Below are 14,559 nucleotides of genomic sequence, written 5' to 3'. Positions count from 1 at the left end.
GAGGTAATCACTTGGTTAGTCGGCACGGGCAATAACCATCAATGGGGCACTGAGCCCTGGTCGGCGTCGCTCCGGCGAGTGGCGCAAGTGGCTGAAGCCTGCGCGGCCGTCTGCAATGCGCCGGCCCACGCCAATAGCATCAGAAGCACAACCGCCCATGGAAAGGCCGCAACGCCCCAACCTTGAAGCAATACACCACCCGCCAGGCCGCCGCCGGCTATCCCCAGGTTCCACACGGTCACCAGCATCGATTGTGCGGCATCCGCCGACTCGCCCGCCGATTGGGCCAGTGCGGTTTGCAGCAATGCCGGCAAACCGCCGAACGCCAGGCCCCATAACGCCACGGCGATATAGATGACTGCCGGCACATTGATCCACAACGCCAGCGCCAGGGCGATCAGGCCAAACAGCGCACAGCTGATCAGCAGCAAGGCGCGCAGCCACCGGTCAATCAATACACCTGCCAGCCAGATGCTCAGCACCGCCGAGAGGCCGAACACCAGCAGCACTCGGTCAACGTCTGCCTCAACCCCGGCGGGCACCAGCAACGGGGCGATGTAGGTGTACAGAATGTTATGGGCCAGCACGTAGGTAAACGTCACCCATAGCACCGGACGAACGCCCGGCAGGTTCAGCATTTGGCGCAGCCCCAGGCGTTTATCTGCCCGTTCGCCGGCAAAGTCCGGCAGTTGCCAGCGTGCCCAGGCGAGCAGTACCAGGGTCAGCCCGGTCATGATCGCAAAGCTCAAGCGCCAGCCAACGGCGGTGCCGAGGAAGGTACCCGCGGGTACACCCAGCGACAGCGCCAGCGGTGCACCCAGCATCGCCACGGCAATGGCGCGACCTTGCAGGTGTGGCGCCACCATTCGGCTCGCGTACCCCGCCAGCAACGCCCACAGCAACCCGGCGAAGACCCCGGCAAAAAAGCGCGCCACCAGGGTCAACCCGTAATGGCTGGACAGCGCGGTTACGCTGTTGACCAAGGCAAACCCGCCAATGGCCAGCAGCAGCAAGGGCCGCCTGCGCCAGCCGCGGGTCAGCAGCGTCAGCGGGATGGCTGCCAGCAGGGAGCCAAGGGCGTAGAGGGTAACCAATTGGCCGACCAAGGCGGGCGACACGCCCAGGCCTTCGCCCATCTGCGGCAGAAGCCCGGCGGGCATGGCTTCGGTGAGGATGGTGATAAAGCCGGCGCTGGCCAGGGCCAGTAGACCGCCCAGGGGCAATGAGTCCCGCTGGGCTGATGTGCTGATTGAAGGGCTGCTGCTCATGAGGGTTTATCCAAGTAAAAGGGCAAGCAGGCAGAGTAGGGGGCTGTGACTGACGGAAAAACAGGCTAAGGTTCCGAACTTATCGGACGCCGGTGTCCGCAATCGCTGGAGGCAGATCATGGACAGCTTGGGCAGCCTGTCGGTATTTGTGCAGGTGGCGCAGACGCTCAGCTTCACCGCCGCCGGCCGCGTGCTGGGGGTGTCGTCGTCGGCCGTGGGCAAAAGCATTGCGCGGATGGAAGAGCGCCTGGGCGTGCGGCTGTTTCACCGCAGCACGCGCAGTATCACCTTGACCAGTGAAGGTGCACTGTTCCTTGAGCGCTCGCGGCGGATTCTCGCTGAGGTGGAAGCGGCCGAGCAGGAGCTGACGGACGCCGCTGCAACGCCACGGGGCAAATTGCGCATCAGTGTGCCGCAGGTGCGCGGCTTGTTGATGCCGGTGCTCAGTGACTTTATGCGTACCTACCCGGAGATCGAGCTGGACGTGGATTTTTCCGACCGCATGGTGGACGTGATCGAGGAAGGTTTCGATGCGGTGATTCGCACCGGCAAGCCGGAAGATTCGCGTTTGATGGCGCGTCATCTGGGCCACTACCAGTTGGTACTCGTCGCCACACCGGGCTACTTCGCCCAACACGGCACGCCGCAGCAACCACAGGACCTCAATGGCCACGCCTGCCTGCGCCACAAGTTCTGCGCCACGGGCAAGCTCGAGCCCTGGCCGTTGCGCCTTGCCCCGGGGGCTGCGGAACCGCTGTTACGTACGCCGTTGGTCAGTACCACCATCGAGTCTCTGAACCATGTGGTGCTCGAGGGCTTGGGCATTGCCTGCCTGCCGGACTACATGGTCAACCAGGCCGTGGACGAGGGGCGCTTGCAACGGGTGCTGGATGAATACCTGGAGCATCGGGGCAGTTTCTGGATGTTGTGGCCCGGTCGCCATACATCGGCCAAGCTCCGCGTATTTATTGATCATATGTGCGCCGGGCTTTTCCCGGCAGGCCCCGGTGCGTAGCCCTGTGACGTTTTACCGACAGGAATGCGCGCGCCAAGGCCTCGTTCTGTTGCACAATACCGCCCAGACCGTTTTCCTCAGGATTTTCAATGTCGACATCATTCCACTTGCGTAGCTTCGGGCTGGCGCTGGTGCTGGCGGGCGCCGCGGGCTGCTCGTCACCCAAGACCGCTATTTATGAACATGAGAACTTCGACGACTCCGGTACATTTTCCCGGGATTACCCGGTTACCGATGTAGCGGCGTGCGAGGCCGCGCGGCGTGCCTTGCTGAGCCAGGGCTACATCATCACCAGCAGCGATCCGAAACTGGTCGTGGGTAACAAGAGCTTCCAGCAGACCGGCGAAACGCACCTGCAGATCAGCTTCAACGTGGTGTGCGCCGATGATGGCAAAGGTAAGAACCACTCGACGATGTTTGCCAATGCCCTGCAGGATCGTTATGCACTGAAGAAGGTCAATAACTCCGCGAGCCTGGGTGTGGGCGTGCTGGGGTCGGTGTCGATGCCGATCGGCTCCACCGATGACTCGATGGTGAAGGTGGCCAGTGAGACAGTGTCCGCGCCGAAGTTCTACGACCGTTACTTTGCGTTGGTGGATGTGTTCCTGCCCCAGGAAGTGAAGAAGGCTGAGCATATCCCCGAGCAGCCAAAGGCCGACCTCGGTGTACCGGAGCCGAAGGCCGCACCGGCTGCAGAGAAAGTCGAGGCGCCGAAGGAAGAGCCTGCCGCACCGGCTGCCTCGGAGCCGGTTGTGCCCGCGCCTGAGGCTGCACCGATTGCGCCGCAGGCCGAACCCGCACCCGCTGCCACCACGCCGGACCTGCCGCCGCCGACAGAAGCGATTCCGCCCCTGCCGACGCCTGCGCAGTAAATCAAACCGCTACGGGGTCGGCCTTGTCGACGTTGATCCCGTAGCGCTTGATCGCTTCACTGACCTTGTCGCGACCGATCACGCCGTCATCCGCCAGTGCCTTCAGGGCAGCCAGGGCGATGAAGTGGCGATCCACCTCAAAGAACGCGCGCAAGGCTTCCCGGGTGTCTGATTGCCCGAAGCCATCAGTGCCCAGTGCGATAAAGCGTCGACCCGGCACAAACGGACGAATCTGATCGGCGAACAGCTTCACGTAGTCCGTCGCCACCACCACCGGTCCCGTTTGCCCGGCCAGGCATCGCTCGACGTAGCTCTCGCGCGGCTCACGCTCGGGGTGCAGCAGGTTCCAGCGCTCCATCGCGTGCCCGTCACGGCGTAACTCGGTCAGGCTGGTCACGCTCCATACATTGCATTGCACGGCAAAGTCGTTGGCGAGCAGGTCGGCGGCGGCGATCACTTCGCGCAGGATCGAACCACTGCCCATCAGTTGCACCTTGGCGTGCTGGCTGCCGCTCAGGCGGTACATGCCTTTAACAATGCCATCCTCCACACCTTCGGGCATCGCCGGGTGCGGGTAGTTTTCGTTGAGCAGGGTGATGTAGTAGTAAATATCCTCCTGTTCGACATACATACGCCGCATGCCTTCGCGAATAATCACCGCCAGTTCGTAGGCAAAGGTCGGGTCATAGGACACGCAGCACGGAATCACCGACGACAGGATATGGCTATGGCCATCGTCATGCTGCAGGCCTTCGCCCATCAGCGTGGTGCGCCCGGCCGTGGCACCCAGCAGGAAACCACGTGCCCGTGCATCGCCCGCCGCCCAAGCCAGGTCGCCGACGCGCTGGAAGCCGAACATCGAATAGAAGATATAGAACGGCACGGTCATCAGGCCGTGGTTGCTGTAGGACGTACTCGCCGCTATCCACGAGGAAATGGCGCCGGATTCATTCAGGCCTTCCTGCATGATCTGTCCGTCCTTGCTCTCCTTGTAATAGCTCAGTTGCCCGGAGTCCTGTGGGGTGTAGAGCTGGCCGACGGCGGAGTGGATGCCGATCTGACGGAACAGGCTCTCCATGCCGAAGGTGCGTGATTCGTCCGGCACGATGGGTACGATCAGCTTGCCCAGGTGCGGGTCTTTCAGCAGGGTGCCGAGGATGCGCACGAAGGCCATGGTGGTTGATATCGCGCGCTCGCCAGTGTCCTTGAGCTGAGTGGCGAAGGCGCTCAGTTCGGGGATCTGCAACGGTTCGACCGCTGTGTGGCGCGCGGGTACATAGCCGCCCAGGGCCTGGCGACGCGCGGCGAAGTAACGGGCTTCTTCGCTGTCGGCGGTGGGCTTGAGGTACGGAATTTCAGCGAGTTGCTCATCGGGCACTTCCAGGCCGAAGCGGTCGCGGAAGGCTTTGACGGCGTCGGCGCCCATCTTCTTCAATTGGTGGTTGATGTTCTGGCCTTCGCCGGCTTCGCCCATGCCAAAGCCCTTGACGGTTTTTGCCAGGATCACCGTCGGTTGGCCGCTGTGGCGCACGGCGGCGGCATAGGCGTTGTAGACCTTGTCCGGGTCATGGCCGCCCCGTGAGAGTTTCCAGATATCGTCGTCGGACAGGTCTGCAACCAGTGCCAGCAACTCCGGGTATTTGCCGAAGAAATGTTCGCGCACGTAGGCGCCGTTCTGGGATTTGTAGTTCTGGTAGTCACCGTCCACGCACTCCATCATGCGTTGGCGCAGCAGGCCGCTGGTGTCTTTTTCCAGCAGTGCATCCCAGCCACCGCCCCAGATCACTTTGATCACATTCCAGCCAGCGGCGCGGTACAGGCTTTCGAACTCCTGGATCACCTTGGCATTGCCGCGTACCGGGCCGTCCAGGCGTTGCAGGTTGCAGTTGACCACGAAGATCAGGTTGTCGAGTTTCTCGCGCCCGGCCAGGGAAATGGCGGCCAGGGATTCCGGTTGGTCCATTTCGCCATCACCGAGGAATGCCCAGACCTTGCGGCCCTGGTGTTGCTTGAGGTCACGAAACTCCAGGTAGCGCATAAAGCGCGCCTGATAGGCCGCCGTGATCGGCCCGAGGCCCATGGACACGGTGGGGAATTGCCAGAAGTCCGGCATCAGCCGTGGGTGGGGGTAGGACGAAATGCCCTCGCCACCGGCTTCGCGGCGGAAGTTATCCAGGTGTGCTTCGCTGATGCGGCCTTCGAGGTAGGCACGGCCGTAGATGCCTGGCGAGGAGTGGCCCTGGATGTACACCAGGTCGCCGTCGAAGTTGTCGGTGCGGCCACGGAAGAAGTGGTCGAAACCTACGTCGTACAGCACAGCGGCTGACGCATAAGTGGCGATATGCCCACCCACACCGGAGTGTTTGCCTGCACGCAATACCATGGCCATGGCGTTCCAGCGGATAAACGCATTGATACGGCGTTCGATGACCAGGTTGCCGGGGTAGGGCAACTGGCGTTCCACCGGGATGGTGTTGACGTAAGGCGTGGTCACCCGCCCGTAGAAGTCACCATGCCGCGCCACGTCGAAATCCAGCAACTGATCGATCAGGTAATGGGCGCGCGGGCGGCCTTCGGTGGACAGCACCGATTCGATGGACTCCAGCCACTCGCGGGTTTCCTGTGGATCGACGTCGCGTCCGACTGCGTTATTCGAGGTCATGTGAGGCTCCAGGGTAGGCGGATTTCAAGTGACGGGCTCCTTGTGGGAGTGTCGTCAAAGTTGTTGCAATTGCAACTACATGGCCGAATCTAGCGCGGGATGAGCTACTATTGCAACCTTCTTGAAATCCGCCGGATGGTGTTGCATGTCGTCGAAAGAGCCCGATGTATGGTTCCGTTTTGTCAGGGCCCACAGGACGGTCATCCGCGAAATCGAGCGCCGCCTGGCGGCCGCCGACTTGCCGCCTTACGCCTGGTACGACGCTTTATGGGGCCTGGAAAGCGGCCCCGAAGGCACCCGCCGCATGCACGAATTGGCCGATGTACTGGCCATCGAGCGCTATAACCTCACGCGCCTGGTAGACCGCCTGGAAAAGGACGGCCTGGTGCTGCGTTCACGCTCCGACGGCGATGGCCGCGCGGCCTTTGCATCTATCACCGATGCCGGCCGGGCGTTGCGTAAAAAAATGTGGAAGATCTACGAAAGTACGGTGGACGAGTTGTTCCTGTCGCAGATCGAACCGCAGCAGCGCCAGGCGTTTGCCGAGGCGTTGGAGCGTACCGCCGGGATGGCGGTGGAGGCGGGTGTCCAAACCCGTGGTCGACGCAAGTCTGAAACTTGATGCAGATCGAATGTGGGAGGGGGCTTGCTCCCGATAGCGGTGGGTCAGTGACAGATGTGTTGACTGACACCCAGCTATCGGGGGCAAGCCCCCTCCCACAATGGAATGCATTCCCGCCCATTTCAGTGCATCCCTGATTGCAATCGCGCCTCAAAACCCCGGTGCTAAATCCGCATTACGCTGCTACGTTTAATCCTGGAGTGCAGGAACGTCATGACGTCGACATTTTTTCGTCATCACGGCACTTTAGGCTGGCTGTGCAGGTCATTTATCTGCAGCCGCTTTTAATTCAAAACAAGGAGCCCACCATGGACGAATATCAGGAAGAACTGCTGGAGTACCAGGCCTTTGAACTGGATCCTCTGGATCCGGCCGATGACGCCACCGAGCTGTAAGACCGACTTCAGGCGGAATGCCGCTGACTGCGGCGAAATTCCCCTGGGGTCTGGTTGTTCCACCGCCTGAACGCCCGTTGAAACGCCTGGGCCGAGGCAAAACCGAGCAAGTAGGCGATTTCGCCGAATGCCAGTTCCGTATCGCGAATGTAGGTCATGGCCAGGTCGCGGCGGGTATCGTTGAGAATCGCGCGAAACTGTGTGCCTTCTTCGGCCAGTTTGCGGCGCAGTGTCCAGGTCGGCAGCTTCAAGCGCGCCGCCACTTCTTCCAGGTCGGGTTCCCGGCCGCCATTGAGCATCGGCCCGAGCAAGCGGGTAATGCGCTCGCGCAGGCTGCGGGTGCGGGTCAACTGCTCCAGTTCCCGTTCACACAGTTGCAGCAACAGCTGCCAGGTACTCGGACAATGCTGCGGGTTGCGCAGGGCCAGGGTTTGCTGGCTCAGGCGCAGTTGATTGGCGTCGGCGCCGAACTGGATCGGGCCATCGCCCAGCACCGCGTACTGTTCGCTGTAGTCCGGCGCTGCAAATTCGATTTCAATCCGCTGCGCCTGCACCGGTTGCTGGGCCAGGCTCGACAGTTGCTGCAGCCAGCCGGCGATGATCGAGTCCACCACGAAGCGGTTGTAGGCGTTATAGGGGCTGATGGAATAGAACCGCAGCCAGGCGCCTTCGGCGTCCTCGTGGAAACTCGATTGCCCACGATAATTGGAGCCGTACAGCGCTTCGAAGCGGGTCAGGGTGCGCGCCGCCTCACGTACGTTGGGCGCCTGGGCGGCGGTGACCCCGGCCAGCCCGGCCTGGCTCAGGCGGCTGAGCTGGCCCATGCGCAGGCCCAGGCCGGGGTCGCCGGTGAGTTGGATGGCCGCATGGCCCAGGCGCATATAACGGGGGATCGACAAGCGTGCACCCGCTTCGGCGAGGCGCGCGGGGTCGAGGCCGTATTGCAGCAGCAGCGGTTGCGGGTCGAGGCCGTGGCTGTGGATCGCGTCGGCCAGGGTGTGCACGAAGCCCACCGACAAATCACCCAGGCGCACCGGCTTCACGGGGTTACAGCCAGATATTCAGCAGGCGCGCGCCACGGGCGTCGCCGTCGGCGCTGATCTGCCCGTTGCTGCTGAGAAAACTGTGCCCGGCCGTGCCCAGGTCCCAGAACTGCCCACGCAGGAATACGCTCATGCCCGCGGTTGCCTGGCTGACGGGTTGCTGGCTGATCAGCGTCAGGCGTCGCCAGGCCTCACCTTCGCTGAGCTCTTCAGGCTTGAGGCTGATTTCCGGCGGCGTGGACACGCTCTTGAAGCCGCGCCATGGGCGATCCCAGGTATCGCGACCGAGCACAAAGGCCGGCACCGCAATCAATTGCGCACCTTGCTCGTTGAGCTTGCGATAGTTGTCCGGGTACCAGCTGTCACTGCCGACCAACACGCCGAGGCGCCCGGCCGGGGTGTCGACCACGCTGACGATGTTTTCGTCACCGGGTTCGATAAAACCGCGTTCATCGTAGATCGGATAAAGCTGGCGCTGGGGATCGCCGAGGGGCAAGCCGTCCGCCGCGAACACCACGCTGGCGTTGTACAAGGCGCCATGGCCGACCTGCAATTGGCCCTGGCTGACACTCGGGTTCGGCAGCGTGATGGAGCCGGCCACCAGCGTGACGCCAAACTCCTTGGCCAGGCCGCCGAACAGCACCTGATAGTCCCGCGCCATGCCGGAGGCTTTCATGCGCAGGTAGGCGTCATCGGTGCGGTTATCGCCGGTTGCGCTGATCCAGGCACGGGCAAACAGCAGCGGGTTGCTGACCGACAGCCAGTTCATCGCATCCTTCACGTGCAGCGCCTGGTACACCTCGTTTTTTTCGCCGGTCAACATCAGCCAGGTGCCGATATGTTCGGGCAGCACCACAATGGTTTTTTCGTTGATCAATCCCTGGTCCCGGGCCTTTTGCAGGTAGGCCGCGAGCTTCAGGTGCAGACGTTCCAGGCTCTGGTAATCGGCGGGAAACAGCTCCGGCTGGATGCCCAGGAGGTTGCCGCGATCGGCGGGCAGGCCTTCGTTGACGGCGAGGGTGATGCGCAGGTCCGACAGGTAATGCGCCACGGGGCGCTCCTGGGTCCAGACCAGATACGCGGCGACGGCGGCAACCAGGGCCATGGAGACGGTAAAAGCGAGAAGTTTACGCATGGGGCAACAGACAACAGACCGGGTGCAGGGTTCGCGACTAGGGTAGGGCCCCTGCAACGGCTTGCCAAGGGGCGCTGTGCATTTGGATCAATAACTTGTCAGTTTCAGTCATTGAGCCGTCGTCCACCGCCTCTTAGTCTGTGGGACATAAACCGATGAGGTGCCATTCGAGCCCCTCACGTCCCGTGATGATCCGTTGTGGAGCTGTACCATGACCGCTGCTGCCTACCCGCACCTGCTGGCCCCGTTGGACCTGGGTTTTACCACCTTGCGCAACCGCACCCTGATGGGCTCGATGCACACGGGCCTGGAAGAAAAGCCCGGTGGTTTCGAGCGCATGGCGGCGTACTTTGCCGAGCGCGCCCGTGGCGGTGTGGGCCTGATGGTCACCGGCGGCATTGGCCCGAATGATGAAGGCGGGGTGTATTCCGGCGCGGCCAAGCTCACCACCGAAGAGGAAGCGCAGAAGCACAGGATCGTCACGCAGGCCGTGCATGAGGCGGGCGGCAAGATCTGCATGCAGATCCTCCACGCCGGCCGTTATGCCTACAGCCCCAAACAGGTCGCGCCGAGTGCGATCCAGGCGCCGATCAACCCGTTCAAGCCCAAGGAGCTGGACGAGGAGGGCATCGAGAAGCAGATCCAGGATTTCGTCACCTGCTCGCTGCTGGCCCAGGTCGCCGAGTACGACGGCGTGGAAATCATGGGCTCCGAAGGTTACTTCATCAACCAGTTCCTCGCCGCCCACACCAACCACCGCACCGACCGTTGGGGCGGCAGCTACGAAAACCGCATGCGCCTGGCGGTGGAAATCGTGCGCCGGGTGCGCGAAGCCGTTGGCCCGAACTTCATCATTATCTTCCGCCTGTCGATGCTCGACCTGGTGGAAGGCGGCAGCACCTGGGAAGAAATCGTGCAGTTGGCCAAGGCCATCGAGCAGGCCGGAGCGACCATCATCAACACCGGCATCGGTTGGCACGAAGCGCGTATCCCGACCATCGCCACCAAAGTACCCCGTGGCGCGTTCAGCAAAGTCACGGCCAAATTGCGCGGTGCGGTGCGGATCCCGTTGATCACCACCAACCGCATCAACACCCCGGAAATCGCCGAGCAGATCCTCGCCGAAGGCGATGCCGACATGGTCTCGATGGCGCGGCCGTTCCTCGCCGACCCGGAGTTCGTCAACAAGGCCGCTGCCGGCCGCGCCGATGAAATCAACACCTGCATCGGCTGCAACCAGGCCTGCCTGGACCACACCTTTGGCGGCAAGTTGACCACCTGCCTGGTCAACCCACGCGCGTGCTACGAGACCGAACTCAACTACCTGCCGGTCAAGCAGATCAAGAAAATCGCCGTGGTCGGTGCCGGCCCCGCAGGCCTGGCCGCCGCCACCGTGGCGGCTGAGCGCGGCCACCAGGTGACACTGTTCGACTCGGCCAGCGAGATCGGTGGCCAATTCAATATCGCCAAGCGCGTACCGGGCAAGGAAGAGTTTTTCGAGACCCTGCGCTACTTCAATCGCAAGTTGCAGACCACCCACGTCGAGCTGTGTCTCAACACCCGGGTCGACACCGCACAACTGGTGGCGGGCGGCTACGACGAGATCATCCTGGCCACCGGCATTGCGCCGCGTACGCCGGCGATTCCGGGCGTTGAAAACCCCAAGGTGCTGAGCTACCTGGACGTGATCCTCGAGCGCAAGCCGGTGGGCAAGCGCGTCGCGGTGATCGGCGCCGGCGGCATTGGTTTTGACGTGTCGGAATTCCTCGTGCATGAAGGCGTGTCTACCAGCCTCGACCGCGAAGCGTTCTGGAAGGAGTGGGGCATCGACACCCACTTGCAAGCCCGTGGCGGCGTGGCCGGGATCAAGCCGCAACCCCATGCCCCGGCCCGTGAAGTGTTCCTGTTGCAACGCAAGGCTTCGAAGGTCGGCGACGGCCTGGGCAAGACCACCGGCTGGATCCACCGTACCGGCTTGAAGAACAAGCGCGTGCAGATGCTCAACAGCGTCGAGTACCTGAAGATCGACGATGAGGGCCTGCATATCCGCATCGGTGCCGAAGGTGAGCCGCAGCTGCTGGCCGTGGACAACATCGTCATCTGCGCCGGGCAAGACCCGCTGCGCGAGTTGCAGGACGGCCTGGTCGCCGCCGGGCAGAACGTGCACCTGATCGGCGGCGCCGATGTGGCAGCCGAGCTGGATGCCAAGCGCGCGATCAACCAAGGCTCGCGCCTCGCCGCCGAGCTGTAAGACGACGCAAGGGGCGGTGTTAGACTACCGCCCCTTTTTCCATGCAGATGCCGCCCGATGGGTCCCTTTGACTGGCTTCCCCACGCCCCCCTTGAAGCCATGCGGCTCGATTGGCTCAATGGCGTCGAACTGGCCGTGCTGCGCCTGGACCGCATCGACCCGCTGATCAGCGGCAACAAGTGGTTCAAGCTCACCGAACATCTGACCCAGGCACGACAGGCCGGTGCCAGCGGCGTCATCAGCCTTGGCGGGGCGTACTCCAACCATCTGCATGCGCTGGCAGCGGCGGGCAAGCGTTTTGGTTTCCCCACTGTCGGCCTGTTGCGTGGTCACCCTCAAGACACCCCCACCGTCCTCGACCTGACAGCTTTTGGCATGCAGTTGCATTGGCTGGGCTATGCCGGCTACCGCGCGCGCCACGCGGAGGATTTCTGGCTGCCGTGGCGCGCGCACTATCCCGATCTTTACCCCGTGCCCGAAGGCGGCGGCGGGATGGCCGGGGTATTGGGTTGCGGGGTCTTGGTCGAGCAGGCACGCCGGCAACTGAACACCGTGGGCTGGGCCGATTACGACGCATGGTGGTTGGCGACAGGTACCGGTACGACGTTGGCGGGTTTGGTCCTGGCAGAGGCGGGCGCACATCCGGTGTATGGCGCCATGGCGGTACCGGATGATCATGGCGTGGCGCAGAACGTGAGTGCCCTGGTGCAGGGCGGTTATGAATTGCTGGACGCCAGCCGGGGTGGCTTTGGAAAGGTTGATTCGCTGTTGCTCGAGTTTATCGACACCACCGAACAGGCCTGCGGTGTACCGCTGGAGCCGCTCTATACCGGCAAGGCGCTGCTGGCGTTGAAGCAGCAGATCGAGGCCGGGCGGTTCGTGCCCGGCACTCGCCTGATCTTCGTGCATACCGGCGGCTTGCAGGGCCGCCGAGGTTTTTAATCGTGCTTGATCAAATCGGATGGCCTCAACAGCTCCAGCAGTTTGGATCTGTCTTGGGGATTCTCACCGTATCGCGTCGCGACATACACCTCAAGGAGATGAGTGAATTCCGCGGCAATGCTGTTGCCCTTTAGCGTCGCTACCCGCTCGCCGTCGATATAGACCGGGGCGCTGGGGTGTTCTCCCGCGCCCGGAAGCGAGATGCCGATGTCGGCGAGGCGGCTCTCGCCTGGCCCATTCACAACACACCCCATGACGGCGACATGCAGGTGCTCCGCGCCGGGAAACCGGGCTTTCCAGCCCGACATTCGAGTCAGAATAAAGCCCTCGATGTCTTGCGCCAGCGTCTGAAAGAAGCTGCTCGTTGTACGCCCGCAGCCAGGGCATGCGACTACCGTCGGAGTGAACGCCCGCAAGCCCATGGCCTGCAGGATGTGTTGTGCAACCAGCACTTCCCGTGTGCGCTCACCGTTGGGTTCTGGGGTAAGGGATATGCGCAGTGTGTCCCCGATACCCTCCTGCAACAGTACCGCCAATGCGGTGGAAGAGGCGACGATACCCTTGGAGCCCATGCCTGCTTCGGTCAGCCCCAGATGCAGCGGAAACTCGCAGCGGCCGGCCAGGTCGCGATACACCGTGATCAAGTCCTGCACCTGACTGACCTTGGCCGACAACACGATGTGATTTGCCGGCAGGCCGACTTCAATCGCGCGCCGGGCGCTTTCCAATGCCGATTCCACCAAAGCCTCGCGCATCACCGCGCCGGCGTTCTGGGGTTGGGCGAGCGCCGCATTGGTGTCCATCATGCGCGCCAGCAAGTCGGGATCGAGACTGCCCCAGTTGACCCCGATCCTTACAGGTTTGTCGTAGCGGCAGGCGATCTCGATCATCTGGCAAAACTGCTCGTCGCGCTTGGCGCCTTTGCCGACATTGCCTGGGTTGATTCGGTACTTGCCCAACGCCTCGGCGCATTCAGGGTAGGCTGCGAGCAGGCGATGACCATTGAAGTGGAAGTCACCCACCAGCGGTACGCTGACGTTGCGGCGGTCTAGCAGCTCTCGAATGTTTGCTACCTGAGCGGCGGCGTCATGACTGTTGACCGTGATCCGCACCATTTCGGCACCGGCCAACGCCAGGTTCTCGACCTGACGCGCTGTAGCTTGGGCGTCTGCGGTGTCGGTATTGGTCATGGCTTGCACGACGATCGGGTTATCGCTGCCGAGTGTCACCGGGCCTACAGTGACTTGTGTAGTGCGGCGTCGGGGGCGTGCACTGTTCATCGATTCGGCTCCTCTGGGTGCGTGCCTTACTGACGCGCAATCAATCCGGTAGGCAGGCGGAATTGCACATGTTCTTCACGGCCTGGCAGGGTTTCGATTTCCAGCGGCCCGATGCGTGCCAGGGCGGCGATGACATCGTCAACCAGTGCTTCCGGCGTCGAGGCACCGGCGGTAATCCCGACGGTTGTTCTCTCGTCAAACCACTCACGGCGAATTGCGTTGCCATTGGCAATCAAGTAGCTGGGCTTTCCATGGGCGCCCGCAATATCACACAAGGTCATGGCGTTGGCGCTTTTGACGCTGCCCACCACCAGAACCAGATCGGTACATAGACTCAGCGCACGTACGGCGGTCTGACGATTCTGTACGGCATAACAGATGTCCCGGGTATCGGGGCCGACGATCTGCGGGTAGCGCTGCTTGAGTGCTTCGACGACAGCGCGTGTGTCGTCGACGCTCAGGGTGGTTTGGGTGATATAGGCCATTGGCGTGTGCTCCGGGAACGTCAGGGCCTGGGCTTCTGCCACGTTACGCACCAGAGCGACGGGGGCGGGTATCTGCCCCATTGTGCCAATGACTTCGGGGTGTTCGGCTTCTCCAATCAAAATCAACTGGTAGCCCCGGACGGCGTATTGACGGCCGTGATTGTGCACCTTGGTCACCAGCGGGCAGGTGGCGTCCAGGACCCGTAATTGCCGCTCACGGGCCTCGCTCTCCACGTCAGAGGCCACGCCATGGGCACTGAAGATGGTCACTGCATTTTCGGGTACTTCATCCAACGCTTCGACAAACCGCGCACCTTTGTTGCGCAGGGTCTGCACCACATGTTGGTTGTGTACGATCTCGTGACGCACATACACCGGCGCGCCGAACTGCTCCAGGGCTTGTTCAACCGTTTCGACTGCCCGAACGACACCGGCGCAGAAGCCCCGGGGTTGGGCGAGGATGACTTTCATGGCGCACCTCTGGAGTCAGTGGTTCGAGGGTCGACGGTGAGGGCTAAGCTGCCGAAACGGGCCAGAGGCGCATCGGCCGGGAACCCGAGCGCTTCGACCTGGGCAACTATCCGAAGCT

The 14,559-nt window shown here is 62.5% G+C and carries 12 protein-coding genes; 6 read left to right on the top strand and 6 right to left on the bottom strand.

Translation table 11 applies throughout. The annotated features are described in order from the left end of the window. Nucleotides 1–38 precede the first annotated feature (38 nt). Entirely contained in the window at nucleotides 39–1,268 is a 1,230-nt protein-coding gene (locus tag J3D60_RS10005; protein WP_253491207.1) for an MFS transporter, read from the bottom strand. 118 nt (nucleotides 1,269–1,386) lie between these two features. Here J3D60_RS10005 and J3D60_RS10000 point away from each other — a divergent pair, with 118 nt between their 5' ends. After that, nucleotides 1,387–2,283, top strand: a complete 897-nt coding sequence (locus J3D60_RS10000; protein ID WP_065940147.1) for a LysR family transcriptional regulator — start codon at nucleotides 1,387–1,389, stop codon at nucleotides 2,281–2,283. A gap of 89 nt (nucleotides 2,284–2,372) precedes the next feature. Continuing rightward, nucleotides 2,373–3,155, top strand: a complete 783-nt coding sequence (locus J3D60_RS09995) for a DUF2242 domain-containing protein (protein ID WP_065940146.1) — start codon at nucleotides 2,373–2,375, stop codon at nucleotides 3,153–3,155. 1 nt (nucleotide 3,156) lies between these two features. Here the strand turns inward: J3D60_RS09995 and aceE are convergent, their stop codons facing one another. Continuing rightward, nucleotides 3,157–5,817 carry a pyruvate dehydrogenase (acetyl-transferring), homodimeric type gene (gene aceE / locus J3D60_RS09990; RefSeq protein WP_253491204.1) on the bottom strand — a complete coding sequence of 887 codons (2,661 nt, stop codon included), beginning with the start codon at nucleotides 5,815–5,817 and terminating at the stop codon, nucleotides 3,157–3,159. A 145-nt stretch (nucleotides 5,818–5,962) separates the two neighbouring features. On the opposite strand from aceE, the gene J3D60_RS09985 reads away from it, so the two are divergent. Next, nucleotides 5,963–6,439, top strand: a complete 477-nt coding sequence (locus tag J3D60_RS09985) for a MarR family winged helix-turn-helix transcriptional regulator (protein ID WP_027606249.1) — start codon at nucleotides 5,963–5,965, stop codon at nucleotides 6,437–6,439. Between the two features lie 137 nt (nucleotides 6,440–6,576). Then, nucleotides 6,577–6,834, top strand: coding sequence for a hypothetical protein (locus J3D60_RS09980; RefSeq protein ID WP_139237758.1), 258 nt, complete (start codon nucleotides 6,577–6,579; stop codon nucleotides 6,832–6,834). Between the two features lie 8 nt (nucleotides 6,835–6,842). Here J3D60_RS09980 and J3D60_RS09975 read toward each other — a convergent pair whose 3' ends face one another. Together J3D60_RS09975 and J3D60_RS09970 are read right to left on the bottom strand one after the other, a co-directional pair. Further along, on the bottom strand, nucleotides 6,843–7,877 hold the full coding sequence (locus J3D60_RS09975) for an AraC family transcriptional regulator (RefSeq protein ID WP_065940144.1): 1,035 nt from the start codon (nucleotides 7,875–7,877) through the stop codon (nucleotides 6,843–6,845). 4 nt (nucleotides 7,878–7,881) lie between these two features. After that, nucleotides 7,882–9,012, bottom strand: coding sequence for a carbon-nitrogen hydrolase family protein (locus J3D60_RS09970; RefSeq protein WP_065940143.1), 1,131 nt, complete (start codon nucleotides 9,010–9,012; stop codon nucleotides 7,882–7,884). Between the two features lie 211 nt (nucleotides 9,013–9,223). On the opposite strand from J3D60_RS09970, the gene J3D60_RS09965 reads away from it, so the two are divergent. Together J3D60_RS09965 and J3D60_RS09960 are read left to right on the top strand one after the other, a co-directional pair. Then, nucleotides 9,224–11,263: an NADPH-dependent 2,4-dienoyl-CoA reductase gene (locus J3D60_RS09965; RefSeq protein WP_253491201.1), complete on the top strand. Its 2,040-nt coding sequence runs from the start codon at nucleotides 9,224–9,226 to the stop codon at nucleotides 11,261–11,263. Between the two features lie 57 nt (nucleotides 11,264–11,320). Next, nucleotides 11,321–12,205, top strand: a complete 885-nt coding sequence (locus J3D60_RS09960; RefSeq protein ID WP_253491198.1) for a 1-aminocyclopropane-1-carboxylate deaminase/D-cysteine desulfhydrase — start codon at nucleotides 11,321–11,323, stop codon at nucleotides 12,203–12,205. Here J3D60_RS09960 and ispG read toward each other — a convergent pair. Together ispG and ispH are read right to left on the bottom strand one after the other, a co-directional pair. After that, nucleotides 12,202–13,485, bottom strand: coding sequence for a flavodoxin-dependent (E)-4-hydroxy-3-methylbut-2-enyl-diphosphate synthase (gene ispG / locus J3D60_RS09955; protein WP_253491195.1), 1,284 nt, complete (start codon nucleotides 13,483–13,485; stop codon nucleotides 12,202–12,204). The genes J3D60_RS09960 and ispG overlap by 4 nt on opposite strands. 26 nt (nucleotides 13,486–13,511) lie before the next feature. Then, on the bottom strand, nucleotides 13,512–14,441 hold the full coding sequence (gene ispH, locus J3D60_RS09950) for a 4-hydroxy-3-methylbut-2-enyl diphosphate reductase (protein ID WP_253491193.1): 930 nt from the start codon (nucleotides 14,439–14,441) through the stop codon (nucleotides 13,512–13,514). Between the last annotated feature and the right edge of the window lie 118 nt (nucleotides 14,442–14,559).

The sequence above is a fragment of the Pseudomonas sp. S3E17 genome, from assembly GCF_024168685.1.
GTDB classification, from domain to species: Bacteria; Pseudomonadota; Gammaproteobacteria; order Pseudomonadales; family Pseudomonadaceae; genus Aquipseudomonas; species Aquipseudomonas marginalis.
Note: the sequence above shows the minus strand (reverse complement) of the source record. Positions and strands in the feature narration are given on the sequence as shown.

What these genes read in the sequence shown, in the direction of transcription:
- ispG (WP_253491195.1), bottom strand. Translation starts at nt 13,485, where the DNA reads ATGAACAGTGCACGCCCCCGACGCCGCACTACACAAGTCACTGTAGGC.
- J3D60_RS09985 (WP_027606249.1), top strand. Translation starts at nt 5,963, where the DNA reads ATGTCGTCGAAAGAGCCCGATGTATGGTTCCGTTTTGTCAGGGCCCAC.
- ispH (WP_253491193.1), bottom strand. Translation starts at nt 14,441, where the DNA reads ATGAAAGTCATCCTCGCCCAACCCCGGGGCTTCTGCGCCGGTGTCGTT.
- aceE (WP_253491204.1), bottom strand. Translation starts at nt 5,817, where the DNA reads ATGACCTCGAATAACGCAGTCGGACGCGACGTCGATCCACAGGAAACC.
- J3D60_RS09960 (WP_253491198.1), top strand. Translation starts at nt 11,321, where the DNA reads ATGGGTCCCTTTGACTGGCTTCCCCACGCCCCCCTTGAAGCCATGCGG.
- J3D60_RS10000 (WP_065940147.1), top strand. Translation starts at nt 1,387, where the DNA reads ATGGACAGCTTGGGCAGCCTGTCGGTATTTGTGCAGGTGGCGCAGACG.
- J3D60_RS09970 (WP_065940143.1), bottom strand. Translation starts at nt 9,012, where the DNA reads ATGCGTAAACTTCTCGCTTTTACCGTCTCCATGGCCCTGGTTGCCGCC.
- J3D60_RS09995 (WP_065940146.1), top strand. Translation starts at nt 2,373, where the DNA reads ATGTCGACATCATTCCACTTGCGTAGCTTCGGGCTGGCGCTGGTGCTG.
- J3D60_RS09965 (WP_253491201.1), top strand. Translation starts at nt 9,224, where the DNA reads ATGACCGCTGCTGCCTACCCGCACCTGCTGGCCCCGTTGGACCTGGGT.
- J3D60_RS10005 (WP_253491207.1), bottom strand. Translation starts at nt 1,268, where the DNA reads ATGAGCAGCAGCCCTTCAATCAGCACATCAGCCCAGCGGGACTCATTG.